We start from the raw sequence: 18,600 nt of genomic DNA, 5'->3' as shown, positions 1-18,600 counted from the left end.
TGGGCCGGTCACTGCCGGTCAGCCCCGGTCAGTGCCGCGTGGGCCGCAGGGTGCGGTCGGCGAGGGTGAGCACCACCAGCACGAGGCTGACGGCGGTCATGATCCAGCCGATCTGGTGGACGCCCTGGTCGGTGACGCTGTGGTGGAAGACCAGGCCGGTGACGGCGCTGGCGCCGATGGAGCCGACGTACCCGAAGGTCCGCAGCAGCCCGGACGCGGTGCCCAGCTGATCGGCGGGCGCGTGCTGGGTGAGCGAGATCTGGTTGCCGGCGGTCGAGAAGCCGATGGCAAGACCGAACACCAGGGTCAGGACAACCACGGTGCCGATCCAGACCGTTGAACTCAGCAGCAGGACGCCGACCGATCCGAGCAGGCAGGTGGCAGCGGCTGCGACGACCGGTCCGCGGACGAGACCGCGCCGGGAGAGCGGCGTGATGATGAGACCCGAGATCAGGGTCATCGGCAGCAGGAGCAGTCCGGCGGCCGACTCGTTGAAGCCACGGACGCTCTCGATCCACTGGGTGATGCCGTAGAGGACCACGTACACACACAGCTGGGTCAGGCCGAAGCGCAGGTAGGTGTTGGCGAGTCCGGGGTTGGCGGCCAGGAGCCGCACATCGAGGAAGGGCGTTCGCGCTCGCAGCTCCCGCAGCACCAGCACCGCCCATATCGCTATGGAGAGCGCCAGGATCCACCAGTGCACGGCAGGCAGGTCGAACAGGAAGATCAGCAGCGTCAGCATGGCTCCGGCGAAGCCGACGATCCCGGGCACGTCGAGCTTTGACGCGATGTCACGCGCGCTCATCCGCTCGGCACGCCTCGGGTCGGGTTCGATCCAGGCGACCGCGGCGACGAACGCGACGACGGCGACGGGAACGTTGACGAAGAAGACGGCCCTCCAGGTCAGGGCGTTCACCAGGACCCCACCAAGGGGAAGACCGAGCGAGGCGGTGGCGATCCCGGCGATCATGAGTCCGCCGAGGACGCCGCCCGGCGGCTTGTCCATGCCCGCGTCCCGCGCGCGGCGTTGGATGAGCAGCATCGCCGTCGGGTACGCGCACGAGGTGCCCAGTCCCACGACGACCCGGCTCACGATCAGCATCCACAGGCTGTTCGCGAAGCCGCCCAAGAGGCCGCCGAGGGCGACCATGACGATGCCGGACACGAAGACGCGCCTGGGCCCGAACACCTCGGCGGCCTTGCCCGCAGTGGGCTGGGTGATGGAGCTCGCCAGGTAGAGGGCGGCCACCAGGGCCGCGGTCTGGCCGATCTGGATGCCCAGGTCGTGGGCGATCGGTAGCAGCGCCGTCGCGATCAGTGAGCTGTTGATCGGGTTGAGGGCCGAACCGAGGAACAGCGGCGTGGTGAAACGCCACGAGAACGGGCGTCCACCGTCCGCGGGAAGAGTCGCTGAGTGCCTTTCGGTCAATGACATATGCACGTCCTTGAGTGCGGTCGAGGCCGCACGTCATCGCCTCCGCATGCTCGGGCATGGGAGTTGGTTCGCATCGAGAGTTCAGATGCGCTGGGCCAGGCGTTCCAGCAGCGGCGCCGCGGCCGCGAGAAGGGCGACCTCGTCGTCGGTGAACGAGTCGGCGAGCGCGAGGGCCATGCGATCGGACAGCGCGTTACGGCCGGAGTGGAGGGCATCGCTGCCCGCGCCGGTCACCGTCAGCAGCGATCGCCGCCGGTCGTCGGGGTCCGCGGATCGCGTCACCAGCCCGCGCTGCTCCAGCGACGCGACGGTGGAGCCCATCGCCTGCGGCGTGATCTGCTGCTGACGCGCCAGATCGGCGACGGTGGTCGATCCGCCGCGCTCGATCTGCGCCAGCGCCGCCAGCTCCGGGGCCGTCAGCTCCCCGGAGGCCACGGTCTCGCGGGTGCGCCGCTTGATCATCCCCACCGCGACGCGGATCGCGGTGGCGGTGGACCGGTTCAGATCATCGCGAGCGTTCATAATAAGAAGGCTAGCCTTCCAATGGCAACATTGCAAGTCCAGACTTCCTAATACGCCGGGAGCGGCGCGAGCGCGCGCTCGACCTCGCTGTGATCCGGGAGGGTCCGACGGCTTCACCACCCAGCAGGCTCACGAGCCGGTCCGGATGGTCGCCGAGACGGACGGAGGACAGATACAGCCGCATCGCGCGACCGCACCAGCGCTAAGAACGCGACAGGACGCGTGATCGCGTCGTACGGAGCGCGTCAAGGAAGTCAAGATCGACTCGAAGATCACGATGGAATATCCTGCGGCGTCCGCAAGTGGACGCACGCTCAACCGATGCTCCACACCACCGCATTCACGACCAGCACACGGGGGACCGCGCCATGGCACAGCTTCTGATCGAGGAGAACTTCCAGCACCTCGACGGCCAGGACGTCGAGTACCTGATCGAGGCGTTCGAAGAGCTCGGGCTGAGCACGGAGCCGACGCAGCCGCGCAGCGAACCGACGCGACGCGGCTGGGTGCTGACGCTGCACTGGCTGAGAGACGAGACGGAGACGGTCACCGACCCGATCCTGGGCGAGGCGGTGGCCTCGGCGGTCCGGGACGTGCTGGGCAAGGAGCACGAGGTCGGCTGCGGTGGGACCAGGGTCCGGGGCCGGACCCTCCCGGCGCGGATCGACATCCGCGACCGCACCGGCGCGCTGGTCACCACGCTTGCGGTGCCGCCCGCCCACTGAGCGGCTTCCCGCGCACGGCAGGACGACGAGCCGACCGCCCGCACAGGTGGTCGGCTCTCCTGCGTTACTGAATGCAGGTTCAGTCAGTAGAACCGTTGACAGCCCCTCCACCGGCTCCGGATACTGAACGGCAATTCAGTTGGAAGCGTCCGCGTCGCGCCTGGAGGCACCGTGTCCGTGCTGCCCGTAGAGCTGTGCCCGCTCACCCCAGAGCAGAACGACATCGTCGAACTCACCCGCAGCTTCGCCAAGGAGGAGATCCGCCCACGTGCCCGCGCGGTCGACGAGGCCGACACGCAGACCCCCTGGGACCTGTGGCGGGCGGCGGCCAAGGTCGGGATCACCGGCTTCATGCTCCCCGAGGAGTACGGCGGCGGCGGGTTCACCGACGTCTTCTCGCAGTGCCTGGTGCAGGAGGAGCTCTGCGTCGGGGACCTCGGCATCGGAAACCTGCTCTGCTCCAACGGGTTCTTCGCCGACCCCGTGCTGGAGCTCGGCACCGAGGAGCAGAAGCGCATCTGGCTCACCCCGCTCGCCGGTCCCGACACCCCGATGACATCCCTCGCCACCACCGAGCCCGGCGCCGGATCCGACGCCGGATCCATCACCACCACGGCCACCCGCACCACCGGCGGGTATCTGCTGCGCGGCCAGAAGGCGTGGATCTCCAACGCGGGCGAGGCCGACTTCTACGTGGTCTTCGCCAAGACCGACCCCGCCGCGCGCTCACGCGGCGTCAGCGCCTTCCTGCTGCACAAGGGCACCGAGGGGATGACGTTCGGCGAGCCGATGCGCAAGATGGGCCAGCGCGCCATCGTCTGCCGGGAGGTCTTCCTCGCCGACGCCTTCGTGCCCGAGGAGAACCTGCTCGGCGCGGAGGGCCAGGGCTTCAAGGGGCTGATGCGGACCTTCGACATCTCCCGGACCGTCCTGGGCGCCGCGGCCACCGGCGTGGCGCGCGCCGCCTACGAGTACGCCCGCGACTACGCGCGCACCCGCGTCCAGTTCGGCAAGCCGATCATCGAGCACCAGGCGGTGGCGTTCCGGCTCGCCGACATGCGCACGCGGATCGACCAGTCCCGGCTGATGACCTGGCGCGCCGCCAAGCGCCTCGACGCGGGCCTGGACGCGACGGCCGAGGCCGCGATGGCCAAACTGACCGCCTCGGAGACCGCCGCCTGGTGCACCTGGGCGGCGGTACAGACCCTCGGCGGCTGGGGCTACTCGCGCGAGTACCCGGTCGAGCAGTGGATGCGCGACGCCAAGCTGGAGGAGATCGAGGAGGGCACCTCCGACATCATGCGCCTCGTCATCTCGCGGAGCCTGTGATGGCAGAGCGATCCCACATCACAGGCGGTGAGGCGGTCGTCCGGGCGTTGGCCGCGCACGGGACCGACCTGGTCTTCGGCATCCCCGGCACCCACAACCTGGAGCTCTACCGGCACCTCGGACGTTACGGGATCCGGCATCTGACGCCACGTCACGAGCAGGGCGCCGGCTACGCGGCCGACGGCTACGCCCGGACCACCGGACGCCCAGGCGTCGCCGTCACCACGACCGGGCCTGCGCTGCTGAACATCGCCGCCGCCGTCGGGCAGGCGTACTCCGACAGCGTGCCGCTGCTGGTGATCTCCCCCGGGATGCCGCTGCGGCACCCCCGGCAGTCGACCGGCCTGCTGCACGAAATGCCCAGCCAGACCGAGGCGTTCCGGCACATCGCCGCGTTCAGCCACCGGGTCTCCTCGGTCGCGGAGATCGGCGTGGCGGTGGCGCGTGCGTTCACCCTGTTCCAAAGCGGGCGGCCCCGGCCCGTGCATATCGAGATCCCGCTGGACCTGCTGGAGACCGCCGAGCCTGCGGGCGAACCGCGCGTCGCTCCTTGGACCGCGTTCCCCCGGCCCGCTCCGCAGGCCGTCGCCGAGGCGGCGGCCGTGCTCGGCGCGGCCCGACGACCGGCGCTGATCCTGGGCGGCGGGGCACGCGGCGCGAGCGATGCCGCCCGCGCCCTGGCGAAGCGGCTGGGTGCGCCCGTCGTGACGTCCGCCAACGGCAAGGGCGTCGTCCCGGAGTCGCATCCGCTCTCGCTCGGCGTGGCGCTGCACAGCCCGGCCGTGCAGAAGTGGCTGACGGACCGTGACGTCGTCCTGGCCGTCGGGACCGAGCTGGCCGAGTCCGACCTGTGGTCCGGCCCGCTCACCCTGAACGGCACGCTGATCCGGGTGGACCTCGACCCCGCGCAGATGTACGCGGGCCTACCCGCGGACCTCGCCCTGGTCGGCGACGCGGGCGAGGTGCTGCGCGACCTGCTGGCCGCCGTGGCGCAGTGCCCCGGCGACGACACCCCCGCCGCGGTCGCACAGCTGCGCGCGGCACGGGGCGCGGAGTCCGCGAGCCGGGACGCCCGCTGGCTGCCGTTCCTCACGGCGATCCGCTCCGTACTGGCTCCCGACGCCGTGATCACCTCCGACAGCGCGCAGGCCTGCTACTACGGCGCGCTCCCCCACCTGCCCGTCGACCCGCCCGGCCGCTACCTGCACCCGACCGGCTTCGGCACGCTCGGCTACGCGCTCCCGGCCGCGATCGGGGCCAAGGCCGCCTGCCCGGAGCGTCAGGTCGTCGCGCTGAGCGGGGACGGCGGACTGCAGTTCAGCGTCCAGGAGCTCGGCACGGCCACCCAGCTGGGGCTGCCGCTGCCCGTCGTGGTCTTCGACAACGGCGGCTACGGCGAGATCCGCGACGAGATGACCGCGCGCGGGGACGCCCCGGTCGGCGTCGACCTGCCGTCCGTGGACCTCCCCGCGCTCGCCCGCGCCTACGGCGGCCACGGCGCCCGGGTCACCACGCCGGACGAGCTGGCCGCCGCGCTGCGTGCGGCGCTCACCACCCCCGGACCCACCGTCATCACCGTTCCCGAAGCCGTTTCCGAAAGCGTTCCCGAGGAGGCAGACCGATGAGCGGAACACCGTCGACACCGCTGATGTCGATCACCTGGACCGACCACGTCACCGGCCGCCGCGGCTATCTCGTCGTCGACCGCCTGGTGCGCGGGGTGTCCAGCGGCGGGCTGCGGATGCGCGCGGGCTGCACGCTGGAGGAGGTGACCGGCCTCGCCCAGGGCATGACGATGAAGGAGGCCCTCCACTACAACCCCGAGGCCCGCTACATCCCGCTCGGCGGCGCCAAGGGCGGCATCGACTGCGACCCGCAGGACCCCGAGGCGTACGGCGTGCTGGTCCGCTATCTGCGCGCCATGCGCCCGTACGTCGAGAGCTGTTGGACCACCGGCGAGGATCTGGGCCTGCGTCAGGACATCGTCGACCGGGCCGCGGCGGAGGCGGGCCTGGTCTCCTCGATCCAGGCCGTCTACCCGCTGCTCGACGACGAGGGCACCGCCCGCAAGCGGCTGGCGGACGCCTTCGCCGTCGAGGTGGACGGCATCGGGCTGGACGAACTGGCGGGCGGCTGCGGCGTCGCCGAGGCCGTGCTGGTCGCCCTGGACCGGGCGGGCGTGCCCTACGCGGGGACGCGGGTGTCCGTGCAGGGCCTGGGGACGATGGGCGGGGCCACCGCCCGGTTCCTCGCCCGCGCGGGGCTGCGGATCGTCGCCGTCGCGGACGTCAAGGGGACCCTCGCCAACCCCGACGGTCTCGACGTCGAGGCGCTGCTCGCCGCCCGCGACGCCTTCGGCACGGTCGACCGCGCCGCCCTGCGTCCGGGCGACGTCGAACTGCCGGGCGACGCCTGGCTCGCGGCGGACGCGGAGGTGCTGGTCCCGGCCGCCGTCTCGTACTGCGTCGACGCGGCCAACCAGCAGCGGATCAAGGCCCGTTGGATCGTCGAGGCGGCCAACATGCCGGTGCTGCCCGAGGCGGAGCAGCTGCTGGCCGCACGCGGTGTCACCACGCTGCCCGACGTGGTCGTCAACTCCGGTACCAACGCCTGGTGGTGGTGGACCCTCTTCGGCGACATAGGCGCGGAAGCCGACGAGGCGTTCGCCCATATCCGCCGCTCGATGCGCGCCCTGATCGAGCTGATGCTCGCCCGCGCCGACGCCGACGGCAGCACCCCGCGCCGCGCCGCACACGCCATCGTGGCCGACCGGCTGCCGGAGCTGGCGGACCGGTTCGGGTGGTACCGGTGACGGCTTCTCCTCCCACCAGCGCTGCATCTCCCGCCAGGGCCGCATCTCCCGCCAGGGCCGCATCGACGCTCGACGTGCTCTTCGACCCGCGCTCGGTCGCCGTCGTCGGCGCGTCGGAGAACCCGGAGAAGTGGGGTTACTGGCTGGCCATGGGCGCGCTGACGGGTCGTCAACTCCGCGAGGTCCATCTGGTCAACCGGCGCGGCGGCGGCCTGCAGGGCGTGCCGTTCCTGCCGAGTCTCGGCGCGCTCCCCGGCCCGGCCGAGCACGTGGTGGTGGCCGTGCCGCCCGCGCACGTCCACGGCACCGTGGCCGAGGGCCTCGCGGCCGGTGCCCGCTGCTTCACTGTGGTGACCTCAGGCGGCGCAACCGTCGCCGAGGAGCGCGAACTGGCCGCGCTGATCACCTCCCACGGAGCGCGGCTGCTGGGTCCGAACTGCATGGGCGTGGTGGACACCGGCAGCCGACTCCAGCTCAGCTGGGGCGAGTTCCCGGTCGGGGCGGTCGGGCTGGTCTCGCAGAGCGGCAACCTCGCGCTGGAGATCGGACGGCTGCTGGCCCGCTCGGACCAGGGCTTCTCGCGCTTCGTCTCGCTCGGCAACCAGCGCGACATCGACGCCGCCGACGCGCTCGAAGCGCTCGTCGCCCACGAGCCGACCCGGGTGATCACCGCCTATATCGAGGACTTCAGGGACGGCAGGCGGCTGGTTCGGGTCCTGGCCGAGGCGCGACGGGCGGGCAAACCGGTGCTGCTGCTGACGGTCGGCCGCAGCGAGGCGTCCGGGCGCGCGGCAGCGTCCCACACCGGCGCCCTGGTCAGCGCCCGCTCGACGGTCGCCGCCGCCTGCCGGGACGCGGGAGCGCTGCTGCTGGACAGCGCCGGTGAACTCGTCGACACCGCCGTCGCGTTGCTCTCCCCTGCGCTGCCGCGAGGCACGCGGGTGGCCGTCGCGGGCGACAGCGGCGGCCAGGGCGCGCTGGCCGCCGACGCACTCGCCGTCCACGGGCTCAGCGTCCCGCCACTGCCCGCCGAAGCGTGCGCCGGGCTGGCCGCGTACCTGCCGGCGGGCGTCGTGCCCGCCAACCCGGTGGACCTGGCCGGAGCGGGCGAGGCCGATCTCGACAACTACGCCGGGATCGTCACCACCCTGCTGGAGCGCGGCGAGACGGACGCCGTCCTGCTGACCGGCTACTTCGGCGACTACGCCAGCGCCAACCCGCAGCAGCAGGACCACGAGTGCGCCGTCGCCCGGCGGATGGCCGAGGCGGTCCGCGCGTCCGGCAGGCCGCTCGTCGTCCACACCATGGCCCGGGACACCCCGGCCCTGACGGTCCTGCGCGCGCACGGCGTCCCGGTCCACGAGCGCATCGAGCAGGCCTGCGCCACGCTCGCCCACGCGCTGCGGTGGACGCGGCTCAAGCCCGGTTCCGTCCCCGAACTCCCGGCCCGAGCGGGCGACGTGCTCACCGACGGCGGCTACGAGTCGACGCGTGCGCTGCTGCGCGGCTACGGTCTCGCCTTCCCCGAGGCGGCCTTCGTGGCCACCGCCGACGAGGCGGTCGAGGCCGCGCGGCGGATCGGCGGTCCGGTCGCGCTCAAGGCGATGGGACTGGCCCACAAGACCGAGGCGGGCGGCGTCGCGCTGGATCTCCGCGACGAGGACGCGCTGCGCTCGGCCTTCGCCCGGATGCGGGCGGCCACCGGGGCGGACCGCTACGCCGTCGAGGCGATGGCCCGGGTGCCGCACGCGGTCGAACTGATCGCGGGTGTGCGTCGCGACGCCGCGTTCGGGCCGGTCGCCATGGTCGGCATCGGCGGCACCACCGCCGAACTGCTCGGCGACACCGCCCTCGCCCTGGCCCCGCTCACCCGCGACGCCGCACGCGAACTGCTGCTCTCGCTGCGCCACGCCCCGCTGCTGACCGGCTGGCGCGGCGCACCGCCCGTCGACCTGGACGCGGCGGCCGAGGCGGTCACCGCGCTCGTGCAGGCCGCTGTCGACCACCCCGAGCTGGGCGAGCTGGAGGTCAACCCGCTGCTCGTCCACCCGGGCGGCGCGGTCGCCCTCGACGCCCATGCCGTGCTCGCCCGCTGATTCGCCGCAGACCTCGGAAGCTTCGAAAGGACCAACCTCCGTGTTCACGGATCGCACGTTCATCGTCACCGGCGGCGGCAGCGGCATCGGCCGCGCCATCGCCCTCGCGCTCGGCGACGCCGGAGCCCGCGTCGCCGTCGCCGGTCGTACCCCCGAGCGGCTGGAGGAGACCGTCGCGCTCCTCGCCAAGCAGGGCGCCGAAGGCCTCGCCGTCCCCACCGACGTCCGCGACCCCGCCGCCGTCGATGCCATGGTCGACTTGACTGTCTGTCACTTCGGCTCCGTCGACGGCCTGGTGAACAACGCCGCGGGCAACTTCGTCTCGCCCGGCATCGACCTGAGCCCGAACGGCTGGAAGTCCGTCATCGACATCGTCCTGAACGGCTCGTTCCTCTGCACCCGGGCCGTGGCACGGCAGTTGCGCGAGCAGGGCACCGGCGGATCGATCCTCTCGGTCATCGCCACCTACGCCTGGCACGGCCATCCGGGCACGGTCCACTCGGCCGCCGCCAAGGCGGGCGTGCTGGCGATGACGCGGACCCTGGCCGTCGAGCTCGCGCCGCTCGGGATCCGGCTCAACTGCATCGCGCCCGGCCCGACGGAGACGGAGGGCGCGGGGGCGGCGCTGTGGGCCGACGACAACGCCCGCGCGCAGGTCCTGGCAACCGTCCCGGCGGGCCGCTTCGCCGATCCGGCGGAGGTCGCCGACGCGGCGCTGTTCCTACTGGGCGACCGGGCCTCGTACCTGACCGGCGAGTGCCTCACCATCGACGGCGGGCAGTGGCTGGGCAAGCAGATCTACGGCCGCTGATGCCGCTGATGCACCGTCAGAGCACAGGAGGGGCAGCCGTCAGCGGGAGAGAGCCTCCCGCGTCACGCCGAGCTCTCGGGCGAGGGCGTCGTCGACCCACTCCAGCATCGCCTTGCGTGACAGCGAGCCCGTGTAGGCGGTCATCTGCACGGCCAGCCCGTCCAGCAGGGCGGTCAGCCGCCAGGCGGCGCCCTGCGGGTCGTCGCAGACGTACTCGCCGGCCGCGGCCCCCTCGCCGATCACCTCGGCCAGCGCCGCCTTCCACTGCTGGTCGAGCTGCTGCACCACCTCGCGGAGCCCGGCCTCGCGCAGCGAGACCGCCCAGCCCTCGATCCAGAGCGTCCAGCCCTTCGCCTGCCCTGTCGGCGCGTACCAGCGCACCGCGGCCCTGAGCCGCTGCACGGCGCTGCCGCGCCGGCCGAGCAGCTCGCGCAGCCGGGCCAGGTCGGCCTCGGCGGCGAAGGCGAAGGCCTCCGCGACCAGCTTCTCCTTGGTCGCGAAGTGATAGATGATCAGCGCGTTGCTGACACCCAGGGCGGCAGCCACGTCGGCGACCCGGACCGCCGCGACGCCGCGCTGCCCGATCTGCTCGACGGCGGCGCGCAGGATCTCCGCCCGCCGCTCCTCCACGCTCAAACGCACTCTCGCCACGGCGCCACCTTATACGGCTGCCTGTTCAGACTCTTGACACCGCCTCGCGGCGGCACCACAGTACCCCTACTAACTGCACATTCAGTCAGTTGCGCGAGGAGTCACCCCCCATGACCCAAGCACCGCAGCCCCCACGGTCCCCCCTGCACCCATCCCCCCAGCACCCGCAGTCCGCCACCCCTGACCTGTCCGAAGGCTGGGCCGAACAACGCTCGCGACTGCGCAAGGACCTTCGCCGACGCGACGTCCTCTTCTTCCTGATCTGCACCCTCGTCGGCCTCGACACCATCGGCTCGGTCGCGGCCCAAGGCCCGCAGGGCCTCAGTTGGATGGCGGTCCTGGCCGTCGTCTTCTTCCTCCCCTACGGCCTGCTGGTCGCCGAACTCGGCTCGGCCTTCCCGGTCCAGGGCGGCCCGTACGTCTGGACCCGGCTGGCCTTCGGCCGGTTCACCGCCGGGCTCAACCAGGTCCTGTACTGGATCTCCAACCCGGTCTGGGTCGGCGGCAGCCTCTGCATCATCGCGCTGACCACCTGGGAGCAGTTCTTCACCCCGCTGCCCGGCCTGTGGAAGTACGCGGCCGGGCTCGTCTTCATCTGGATCGGCGCGTTCGCCGTCGTCCAGTCGGTCCGCGTCGGCAAGTGGGTGCCCATCGCCGGGGCGGTCGCCCGGATCGTGCTGCTGGGCTTCTTCCTGGTCTCCGTCGTCGTCTACGCGATCGAGCACGGCGTGCACGCGCTGCCGAGTGGTCAGTTCGCGCCCACCTACGTCGGGTTCGTCGGCCTGGTCCCCGTGCTGATCTTCAACTACGTCGGATTCGAGCTGCCCAGCTCGGCGGCCGAGGAGATGAAGAACCCACGGCGCGACATCCCGCTCTCCATCCTGCGGTCCGGGCTCGCCTCGCTGGTCCTCTACGGCGGCCCGATCCTGGGCATCCTCTTCGTGCTTCCGGCCAAGGAGATCGGCGGCCTCGGTGGCTTCATCGACGCGTGCAAGGCGGTGTTCACCGTCTACGGCGGCCATGTCGCCGCCGACGGCACGATCACGCTGACCGGAGCGGGTTCCGTCCTCGGCGGGATCGCGGCGGCGGGGCTCATCATCGGCCTGCTCACCAGCGGCATCACCTGGGCCATGGGCGCGCACCGCGCCCAGGCCGTCGCCTGCGCGGACGGGGCGGGCCCGGCCTGGTTCGGCAGCATCTCCGAGCGCTACGGCACCCCGGTGCGGGTCAACGTCCTCTCGGCGGTGCTGGCGTCCGTCCTGCTGGTGGTCGCGCTCAACCTGACCCAGGGCAACGGCGAGAAGTACTTCGCGGCGGGGCTGGGGCTGGCCATCTCCACCACGTTCATCTCCTACGTGATCACCTTCCCCAGCCTGGTCGTGCTGCGGCGCAAGTATCCGCGAACCCCGCGCCCGTACCGGGTCCCTGGCGGCATGGCAGGCGTCTGGGCGGTGACGATCCTCGCGACGGGGCTGGTCGCCTTCACCGTGGTCGACCTGATCTGGCCGGGCTTCGGCGTCGGCTGGTTCGGCACGAGCGGCTCCGCCGCGGCGTCCTTGCCGCCGAGCTTCGCGCAGCAGCGGCTGCAGTACACGCTGAGCCAGGTGGTGCCGCTGGCCCTGTTCCTGGTCATCGGGCTGGTCTTCTACGCGTGCGGCGCGCCCGCGCGGCGGCGGAGCGCTGAGCGCGCGGGCGCGGGCGCGGGCGCGGGCGCGGGCGCGGAGTCCGGCGAGCTCCTGCCGGACGCCGCCACGGAGGATCTGGTTCCGGGCCTCTGACGTTGCGACACCTCAGGGGCGCGGGTCTCTGCTCCGCGCCCCAGGTGTCGCACCTACTGCAGCCCCTCCGCGATCGGCCCGAGCGACAGCGCCGGCAGGAAGTTGAGCAGCGCCAGGATCAGCGCCGCCCCCGTCGCGAGAGCGATGAAGTTGATCCCCTGCGCCCGCAGCGTGCCCGCGGTCACCACTCCGGGGCGCTGACGTGCCAGCCGACCCGACAACGCCAGGAGGAAGACCATCGGCAGATACCTGCCGACCAGCATCGCCGCGCACATCAGCAGGTTGTGGAAGTTCGTGGCGCCGTTGAAGCCCGCCATCGCGCTGCCGTTGCTGTTGACGTTGCTGGTGTAGGCGTAGATCAACTCACTCAAGCCGTGCGGCCCGGAGTTGCCCATCGACGAGCGCCCCTCCGGCAGGGCGACGGCCAGCGCGGAGAAGAACAACACCGCCGTCGGCCCGACCAGGGCATACAGCACCACCTGCCGCATCTCACCGAAGCCGATCCGCTTGCGCAGGTACTCCGGCGTGCGACCGACCATCAGACCGCCGATGAAGACGGCGATCAGCACCGCGATCAGCAACCCGTAGAGCCCGCTGCCGACACCGCCGGGCGCGATCTCGCCGAGCATCATCGCCGCCATCAGCACGCCGCTGCCGAGGCTGGAGAAGCTGTCGTACGACGCGTCCGCAGCGCCGTCCGCCGAGCCCGTCGCCGAGACGCCGAACAACGTGCTGCCGGAGACGCCGAACCGCTGCTCCGTCCCCTCCGTCTGCCCGCCGACCGCCTGGGCGACGGTTCCGGTGTGGGCTCCCTGGGCCAGGCTCGCGCCGACCAGGAGCAGGCCGAAGAGGATGCCGACGATGGCCAGCAGCGTCCAGCTCTGCTTCAGGCTGCCGATCATGCGGCCGAACATCCGGACGCAGGCGACCGGGACCACCAGCATCAGCACGATCTCGATCGCGTTGCTCAGTGCGTTCGGGTTCTCGAAGGGGTGGGCGCTGTTGGCGTTGAAGAAGCCGCCGCCGTCGCCGGAGAAGAGCTTGACCGGCTCCCAGGAGCCGACCGGACCACCGATCAGCGTCTGCGTGCCGCCCGCGACCGTCTGCACGGTGTGCGCGCCCGTCAGGTTCTGCTCGACGCCGAGGCCGATCAGCACCAGGCCGCCGATGACGGCGATCGGCAGCAGCACCCGGAAGCAGGTGCGGACCAGGTCCACCCAGAAGTTGCCCAGGTCGTCCGTGCCGCGCCGAACCAGGCCGCGGACCAGCGCCAGCGCGACGCAGAGGCCGACCGCGGCCGAGGCGAAGGCCTGGACGCCGAGCCCGGCCATGACCACCAGGTGGCCGGTGGTGGCCTCACCCGCGTAGTTCTGCCAGCTGGTGTTGGTGGTGAAGCTGACGGCGGTGTCGAGCGCCAGCCGCCACGACATGCCACCGTGGCCGAGCGACCAGGGCAGCCACTGCTGGCAGGTGAGGAGCGCGAACAGCGCGGCGATGCTCATCGCCGAGAACGCCAGGACGGCGGTCAGGTAGTGCTTCCAGTCCTGCTCGCGGTCGGGGTCGACACCGCAGAAGCGGTAGAGCACGCGTTCGGCGCGCCCGTGGCCGCCGCCGTCCAGGGCGCGGGCCATCCAGTCGCCGAGCGGCACGTGCAGCGCGACGACGACCGCGATGACGGCCAGCGCCTGCATCCATCCGTAGAGGCTCATCGGGAGGCACCGCCGTTCAGCGGGTAGGAGCGGTCCAGCGCCAGGTTGAGCTCGACCACGTCGACCACCGGCTCACCGAGCAACCCGAGGGTGCGGCCGGTGGTGTAGGTGCTGATCAGCTGCAACACGGTGGCGAGCTCCAGGTGTCGGACGCGGGCGACCCGCGCCGCCTGAAGGTGCGCGTAGGCGGGGCTGATGTCGGGGTCGAGGCCGCTGGCGCTCGCGGTGACCGCGTCGGCGGGGACGGCCGGGTCGGCGGGCGCGTCGCCGCGGATCGGGGTGACCAGCGCGCCGCTGTAGTCCTCCCCCGGCTTGGCGCACTCGACGGTGACGCCCTGGTACGTCGTCAGGAACGGCTTCTCCGGGCAGGCCTGGTTGAGGCTGACGGCGCGCTGCACCGTGCCGGTCAGACCGTCCGCGCGGTAGACGCCGAGCACCGCGCCGACACCGTCCGGCGTGCAGAACGCCCGGGCGCCGCTGACGTGTTCGAGCCGGCCGACGGCCAGGCTGCGCGCACAGACCGTGCTCAGCAGGCTGGAGACGGCCGGGTCGTTCTTGCCGGTGGAGAGGTGGTCGACCACGCTCTCCGAGCCGAGGTTGCTCGCACCGGAGGATGTCGGGTCGTAGCCGGCCGCACCGGCGTCGCTCGGGCGCGGCTGGAAGTACTGCGGCAGCGGGTCGCCCTTGGCGTCGCTGAAGCTCTGCCCGATCAGTGAGCTCGCGTCAGCCGCCTTGCCGGGACCACCCAGCGCTGAGCCCTGGGCCGCGTGGCGCAGTCCGGGCACCTGCGCGACGGCGGTCATGCCGAGCGGGTAGGCGAGGCCGAGCAGCAGGGTCAGTGCCAGCACCACCCGTGCCGCGACGAGATGTTGGGCCACCCACGAGGGCAGCCTGGAGAGGGTGTTCATGGTCAGATCCCCGGGATGAGCTGGACGATCGTCAGGTCGATGAGCTTGATGGCCAGGAACGGCACGAGCACGCCGCCGAGGCCGTAGATCCACAGGTTGCGGGTCAGCAGCGCGGAGGCGCTGCTCGGCCGGTACCGCACGCCGCGCAGGGCCAGCGGGATCAGCGCGACGATGATCACCGCGTTGAAGATGACTGCGGAGAGGATCGCCGAGGTCGGCGAGTGCAGCTGCATGATGTTGACCGCACGCAGCGACGGGTAGACCGCGCCGAACATGGCCGGGAGGATCGCGAAGTACTTGGCGATGTCGTTGGCGATCGAGAAGGCCGTCAACGCGCCTCGGGTGATGAGGAGTTGCTTGCCGATCTCGACGATCTCGATGATCTTGGTGGGGTCGGAGTCGAGGTCGACCATGTTCCCGGCCTCCTTGGCCGCGGTCGTCCCCGTGTTCATCGCCACGCCGACGTCCGCCTGGGCCAGGGCCGGGGCGTCGTTGGTGCCGTCGCCGGTCATGGCGATCAGGTGGCCGCCCTCCTGCTCGCGCTTGATCAGCGCCAGCTTGGCCTCGGGCGTCGCCTCGGCCAGGAAGTCGTCGACGCCCGCCTCCTCGGCGATCGCCCGCGCGGTGACGGGGTTGTCGCCGGTGACCATCACGGTCCGGATGCCCATCCGGCGCAGTTCCGCGAAGCGGGCGGCCAGACCGGGCTTGACGGTGTCCTTGAGGTGGATCACGCCGAGCACGCGGGCGGGCCGAGCGTCCCCGCCTGCCGTATTGGACCAGGTCTCGGCAACAGCCAGCGGCGTGCCACCGGCGGCGGACACCTGGTCGACCTGCGCGCCGAGGGCCTCCGGGACGACGCCCCCGTGCTCCTCGACCCACGCGGCGACGGCCGCCGCCGCGCCCTTGCGCAGCCGTCGGCCGTCCGGCAGGTCGACGCCGGACATTCTGGTGGTGGCGCTGAACGCCACCCAGACGGCGTCGGGCGGTGAGGCGACCCGGCCCCCTGTGCCTGAGCCGCCGATTCCCGCGTCGTCGACGAACTCGACCACCGAGCGGCCCTCGGGCGTCTCGTCCGCGAGGCTGGAGAGCCGTGCCGCGTCGGCGAGTTGACCGAGCGGGGTGGACCCGACCGGCAGCAGCGCGGCGGCTCGCCGGTTGCCGAAGGTGATGGTGCCGGTCTTGTCGAGCAGCAGCGTGTTGACGTCGCCCGCCGCCTCGACCGCGCGCCCGGACATCGCCAGCACGTTGCGCTGCACCAACCGGTCCATCCCGGCGATGCCGATCGCCGAGAGCAGGCCGCCGATGGTGGTCGGGATCAGGCAGACCAGCAGCGAGACCAGGACGACGCCGGTCACCCCGGCGCCGGTCAGCGCGGCGGTGTCGTGGGCGGCGCCCATGTACTGCTTGGAGAAGATCGCCATCGGCTGCAGCGTGACGACCGCGACCAGGAAGACGAAGGTCAGCATGACCAGCAGCAGGTTGAGTGCCAGCTCGTTCGGCGTCTTCTGCCGGTCGGCGCCCTCGACGAGGGTGATCATGCGGTCCAGGAAGCTCTCGCCCGGCTCCTGGCTGATCCGCACCACGATCACGTCCGACAGCACGGTCGTCCCGCCGGTCACCGCACAGCGGTCGCCGCCGGACTCGCGGATGACGGGCGCGGACTCACCGGTGATCGCGGACTCGTCGACGCTCGCCACACCGGCGATCACGTCACCGTCGCCGGGCACCAGTTGGCCCGCCACGACCGCGACGACGTCGCCGCGCCGCAGTTCGGCGGCGGCGACCTCCTCGGCCCGGCAGCCGTCGACGGCGGTGCCGAGCTCGGGGGCCCAGTCCAGCAGGCGGCGGGCGGTGGTCTGCCGCCTGGTCCGGCGCAGCGAGTCGGCCTGCGCCTTGCCGCGGCTCTCCGCGACCGCCTCGGCCAGGTTGGCGAAGACGACGGTCAGCCAGAGCCAACCGGTGATCAGCCAACCGAAGAGCGAGGAGTGAGCGATCGTCAAGCCGGTCGTCAGTACCGCACCGACCTCGGTGACGAACATGACCGGGTTGCGGTAGAGGGTGCGCGGGTCGAGCTTGCGGAGCGCGGCGGGCAGGCCGCGCCAGAGCTGCTTCGGGTCCAGCAGACCGCCGCCGACGCGGTGCGACCGGTCGGCGTCGGGCGGTCGGACGGGCTGCGCCACGTCCGGCGGGGCGGGGGTTCGGGTGGCGGCGGTCATCAGAAACGCTCCGGGTACTTCACGGCGGCTGTCAGGTAGGCCACCAGGGCAGCTGCCACCAGCAGGCCCACCACGTTGTCGGCGGTCACGGCTCACGCTTTCGTTGGTGCGAGGGGGTGTCGAACTGTCGGCGTTCGGGTTCATGCGGGCAGGACCGAACCGTCAGCGCTTTGCGCCGACCGGACGGCGACGTTGCGTCCCGGGCACGGGGGCTCCGGCGACGCCCACGACCACGTGGGACGGGACACCACGGGCGGGGACCTGCTCCGGCCAACGCGCCCATCCGGCGGTCGACTCGGCCGATGAGGACGCCGTCGGTGACGAGGCGACCACCAGCGGGTCGACGGTGAGTTCGGCGACACCCAGGGCTGCGGCCATGCCACGCAGCGAGGCCTCGGAGAGGCGGACGCACCGGTGCTCGGCACCGAGCACCGCGGCGAGCTGGCGCTCGCTGGTGAAGGCGATCGCCGTCCGAGCACCGCGCGGCGAACGGAAGAAGCGGATCACCTCCCCGGCAGGACCCGACCGGACCGGGACCAGAAGCAGTCCAGCCGGGATGCGTTCGCCGGGTTCGGGGTCCTCGCCGATGACAGGGGTGAGCATCACGGGCGCCTTTCGACAGAAGGGGTGAGGGGGCGTCACCCGGCTGCCTTCTTGCGGCCGGTGAGCGCGCCACGAAGGCTATTCCCGCTGCTCCCGAGCCTGGGCCCGGTCCTGACGCGTTCCTGACGCGCGCGGCGGCAATGTTGTCGGCGTCGTGCCGTGCGGGTGACGCCGATCACTCGCGGGACCGCCGTCGGGCGGTCACAGCACCCGCGCGGGGCGCTTGACAGCACCGTGGTGGAAAGACGGCGTCAAGACATCCCGCCGGCGCGTAAGGCATGCGTGAGGAGAGGCCGACCACCGCCGCTCGCCGATGTTGAATCAGCTGCACGGCGGGGCGCGCAGCGTCCTCACAGCCTGACTCCGCTGCCGCCCCGCCGGACCAGCACGCAGCTCAGCACCCCGCCAGATCTCAGCACTCAGACCGGAACGGGTCCGCGTCATGGAGAACAGCGCGCCATCGCTCGTACACGGCGGACACGGCCGTGTCGTGGTCGGTGTCAGTGGCAGCCCGACCAGCCTGCACGCGCTGCGGGCCGCCTTCGCCCGGGCGTCCGAGACGCGGCGCCCGCTGCTGGCCGTGCTCGCCTGGAGTCCCCCGGCGGGCGAGGTCACCCACCGGGTGCCACCGGGCCCGTCACTCGTCGCACTGTTCGGCCGCGAGGCGGCGGAGCGCCTGCGGTTGAGCCTGGCGGTCACGGTCGGACGGCTGGACGGGCGCGTGCCGGTGCACACGGCGGTCGTGCGCGGCGACGCGGGCGTGCTGCTGGTCGCCACGGCGAGCGACGACGACCTGCTGGTGATCGGCTCGGGCGAACAAGCCTGGCCCGAGCGCCTCGTGCACGGCCGCACCGCCCGCTACTGCCTGCGCCACGCCCACTGCCCGGTCCTGACGGTCCCGGCTCCGCCGCAGCTCACGGCGCTCCCCCGCGCCGAACGCCACCGCCTGCCGGACTGCTTCGCACAGGCGGAGACCTGCGATCCGCAGCTGCCGTACCTCTAGCA

16 protein-coding genes are annotated in these 18,600 nt (G+C 72.1%); 8 read left to right on the top strand and 8 right to left on the bottom strand.

Features of this window, described 5'->3' with window-relative positions; all coding sequences use genetic code 11:
* Positions 1-28: 28 nt before the first annotated feature.
* On the bottom strand, positions 29-1,435 hold the full coding sequence (locus tag ABH928_RS14025) for an MFS transporter (protein ID WP_370065924.1): 1,407 nt from the start codon (positions 1,433-1,435) through the stop codon (positions 29-31).
* An 81-nt stretch (positions 1,436-1,516) separates the two neighbouring features.
* Positions 1,517-1,957, bottom strand: coding sequence for a MarR family winged helix-turn-helix transcriptional regulator (locus tag ABH928_RS14020; RefSeq protein WP_370065922.1), 441 nt, complete (start codon positions 1,955-1,957; stop codon positions 1,517-1,519).
* A 368-nt stretch (positions 1,958-2,325) separates the two neighbouring features.
* On the opposite strand from ABH928_RS14020, the gene ABH928_RS14015 reads away from it, so the two are divergent.
* The 6 genes from ABH928_RS14015 to ABH928_RS13990 all read left to right on the top strand — a co-directional run bounded on the left by ABH928_RS14015 (position 2,326) and on the right by ABH928_RS13990 (position 9,730).
* On the top strand, positions 2,326-2,682 hold the full coding sequence (locus ABH928_RS14015) for a hypothetical protein (RefSeq protein ID WP_370065920.1): 357 nt from the start codon (positions 2,326-2,328) through the stop codon (positions 2,680-2,682).
* A 171-nt stretch (positions 2,683-2,853) separates the two neighbouring features.
* Positions 2,854-4,011 (top strand): acyl-CoA dehydrogenase family protein, encoded by a 1,158-nt coding sequence (locus tag ABH928_RS14010; protein ID WP_370065918.1) that lies wholly within the window; start codon positions 2,854-2,856, stop codon positions 4,009-4,011.
* On the top strand, positions 4,011-5,636 hold the full coding sequence (locus ABH928_RS14005; protein ID WP_370065916.1) for a 5-guanidino-2-oxopentanoate decarboxylase: 1,626 nt from the start codon (positions 4,011-4,013) through the stop codon (positions 5,634-5,636). Before ABH928_RS14010 ends, ABH928_RS14005 begins: the two co-directional genes overlap by 1 nt.
* Entirely contained in the window at positions 5,633-6,823 is a 1,191-nt protein-coding gene (locus ABH928_RS14000; protein ID WP_370065914.1) for a Glu/Leu/Phe/Val dehydrogenase dimerization domain-containing protein, read from the top strand. Before ABH928_RS14005 ends, ABH928_RS14000 begins: the two co-directional genes overlap by 4 nt.
* Before the next feature lie 74 nt (positions 6,824-6,897).
* Positions 6,898-8,919 (top strand): acetate--CoA ligase family protein, encoded by a 2,022-nt coding sequence (locus tag ABH928_RS13995; RefSeq protein ID WP_370065912.1) that lies wholly within the window; start codon positions 6,898-6,900, stop codon positions 8,917-8,919.
* Between the two features lie 40 nt (positions 8,920-8,959).
* Positions 8,960-9,730 carry an SDR family oxidoreductase gene (locus ABH928_RS13990; protein ID WP_370065910.1) on the top strand — a complete coding sequence of 257 codons (771 nt, stop codon included), beginning with the start codon at positions 8,960-8,962 and terminating at the stop codon, positions 9,728-9,730.
* A gap of 39 nt (positions 9,731-9,769) precedes the next feature.
* On the opposite strand, the gene ABH928_RS13985 is transcribed toward ABH928_RS13990, so the two are convergent.
* A complete protein-coding gene (locus ABH928_RS13985; protein ID WP_370065908.1) occupies positions 9,770-10,381 on the bottom strand; it encodes a TetR family transcriptional regulator C-terminal domain-containing protein in 612 nt (203 codons plus the stop codon).
* Between the two features lie 110 nt (positions 10,382-10,491).
* Between ABH928_RS13985 and ABH928_RS13980 the strand changes: the two genes are divergently transcribed.
* Entirely contained in the window at positions 10,492-12,159 is a 1,668-nt protein-coding gene (locus ABH928_RS13980) for an APC family permease (RefSeq protein ID WP_370065906.1), read from the top strand.
* Between the two features lie 53 nt (positions 12,160-12,212).
* Here the strand turns inward: ABH928_RS13980 and kdpA are convergent, their stop codons facing one another.
* The 5 genes from kdpA to ABH928_RS13955 form a co-directional block, all read right to left on the bottom strand.
* Entirely contained in the window at positions 12,213-13,868 is a 1,656-nt protein-coding gene (gene kdpA / locus ABH928_RS13975) for a potassium-transporting ATPase subunit KdpA (RefSeq protein WP_370065904.1), read from the bottom strand.
* Positions 13,865-14,776 carry a potassium-transporting ATPase subunit C gene (locus tag ABH928_RS13970; protein WP_370065902.1) on the bottom strand — a complete coding sequence of 304 codons (912 nt, stop codon included), beginning with the start codon at positions 14,774-14,776 and terminating at the stop codon, positions 13,865-13,867. Before ABH928_RS13970 ends, kdpA begins: the two co-directional genes overlap by 4 nt.
* A gap of 2 nt (positions 14,777-14,778) precedes the next feature.
* The gene (kdpB, locus tag ABH928_RS13965; RefSeq protein ID WP_370065901.1) at positions 14,779-16,992 is read right to left on the bottom strand and encodes a potassium-transporting ATPase subunit KdpB; all 2,214 of its coding nucleotides are present in this window, start codon (positions 16,990-16,992) and stop codon (positions 14,779-14,781) included.
* A complete protein-coding gene (locus ABH928_RS13960) occupies positions 16,992-17,081 on the bottom strand; it encodes a potassium-transporting ATPase subunit F (RefSeq protein WP_370065899.1) in 90 nt (29 codons plus the stop codon). Before ABH928_RS13960 ends, kdpB begins: the two co-directional genes overlap by 1 nt.
* Before the next feature lie 73 nt (positions 17,082-17,154).
* Positions 17,155-17,595: an SAV_915 family protein gene (locus tag ABH928_RS13955; protein WP_370065897.1), complete on the bottom strand. Its 441-nt coding sequence runs from the start codon at positions 17,593-17,595 to the stop codon at positions 17,155-17,157.
* Between the two features lie 490 nt (positions 17,596-18,085).
* Between ABH928_RS13955 and ABH928_RS13950 the strand changes: the two genes are divergently transcribed.
* Positions 18,086-18,598 (top strand): universal stress protein, encoded by a 513-nt coding sequence (locus ABH928_RS13950; RefSeq protein ID WP_370065895.1) that lies wholly within the window; start codon positions 18,086-18,088, stop codon positions 18,596-18,598.
* Positions 18,599-18,600 lie beyond the last annotated feature (2 nt).

This window comes from Streptacidiphilus sp. MAP5-3 (genome assembly GCF_041262505.1).
In the GTDB taxonomy this organism is placed as follows: domain Bacteria; phylum Actinomycetota; class Actinomycetes; order Streptomycetales; family Streptomycetaceae; genus Streptacidiphilus.
Note: the sequence above shows the minus strand (reverse complement) of the source record. Positions and strands in the feature narration are given on the sequence as shown.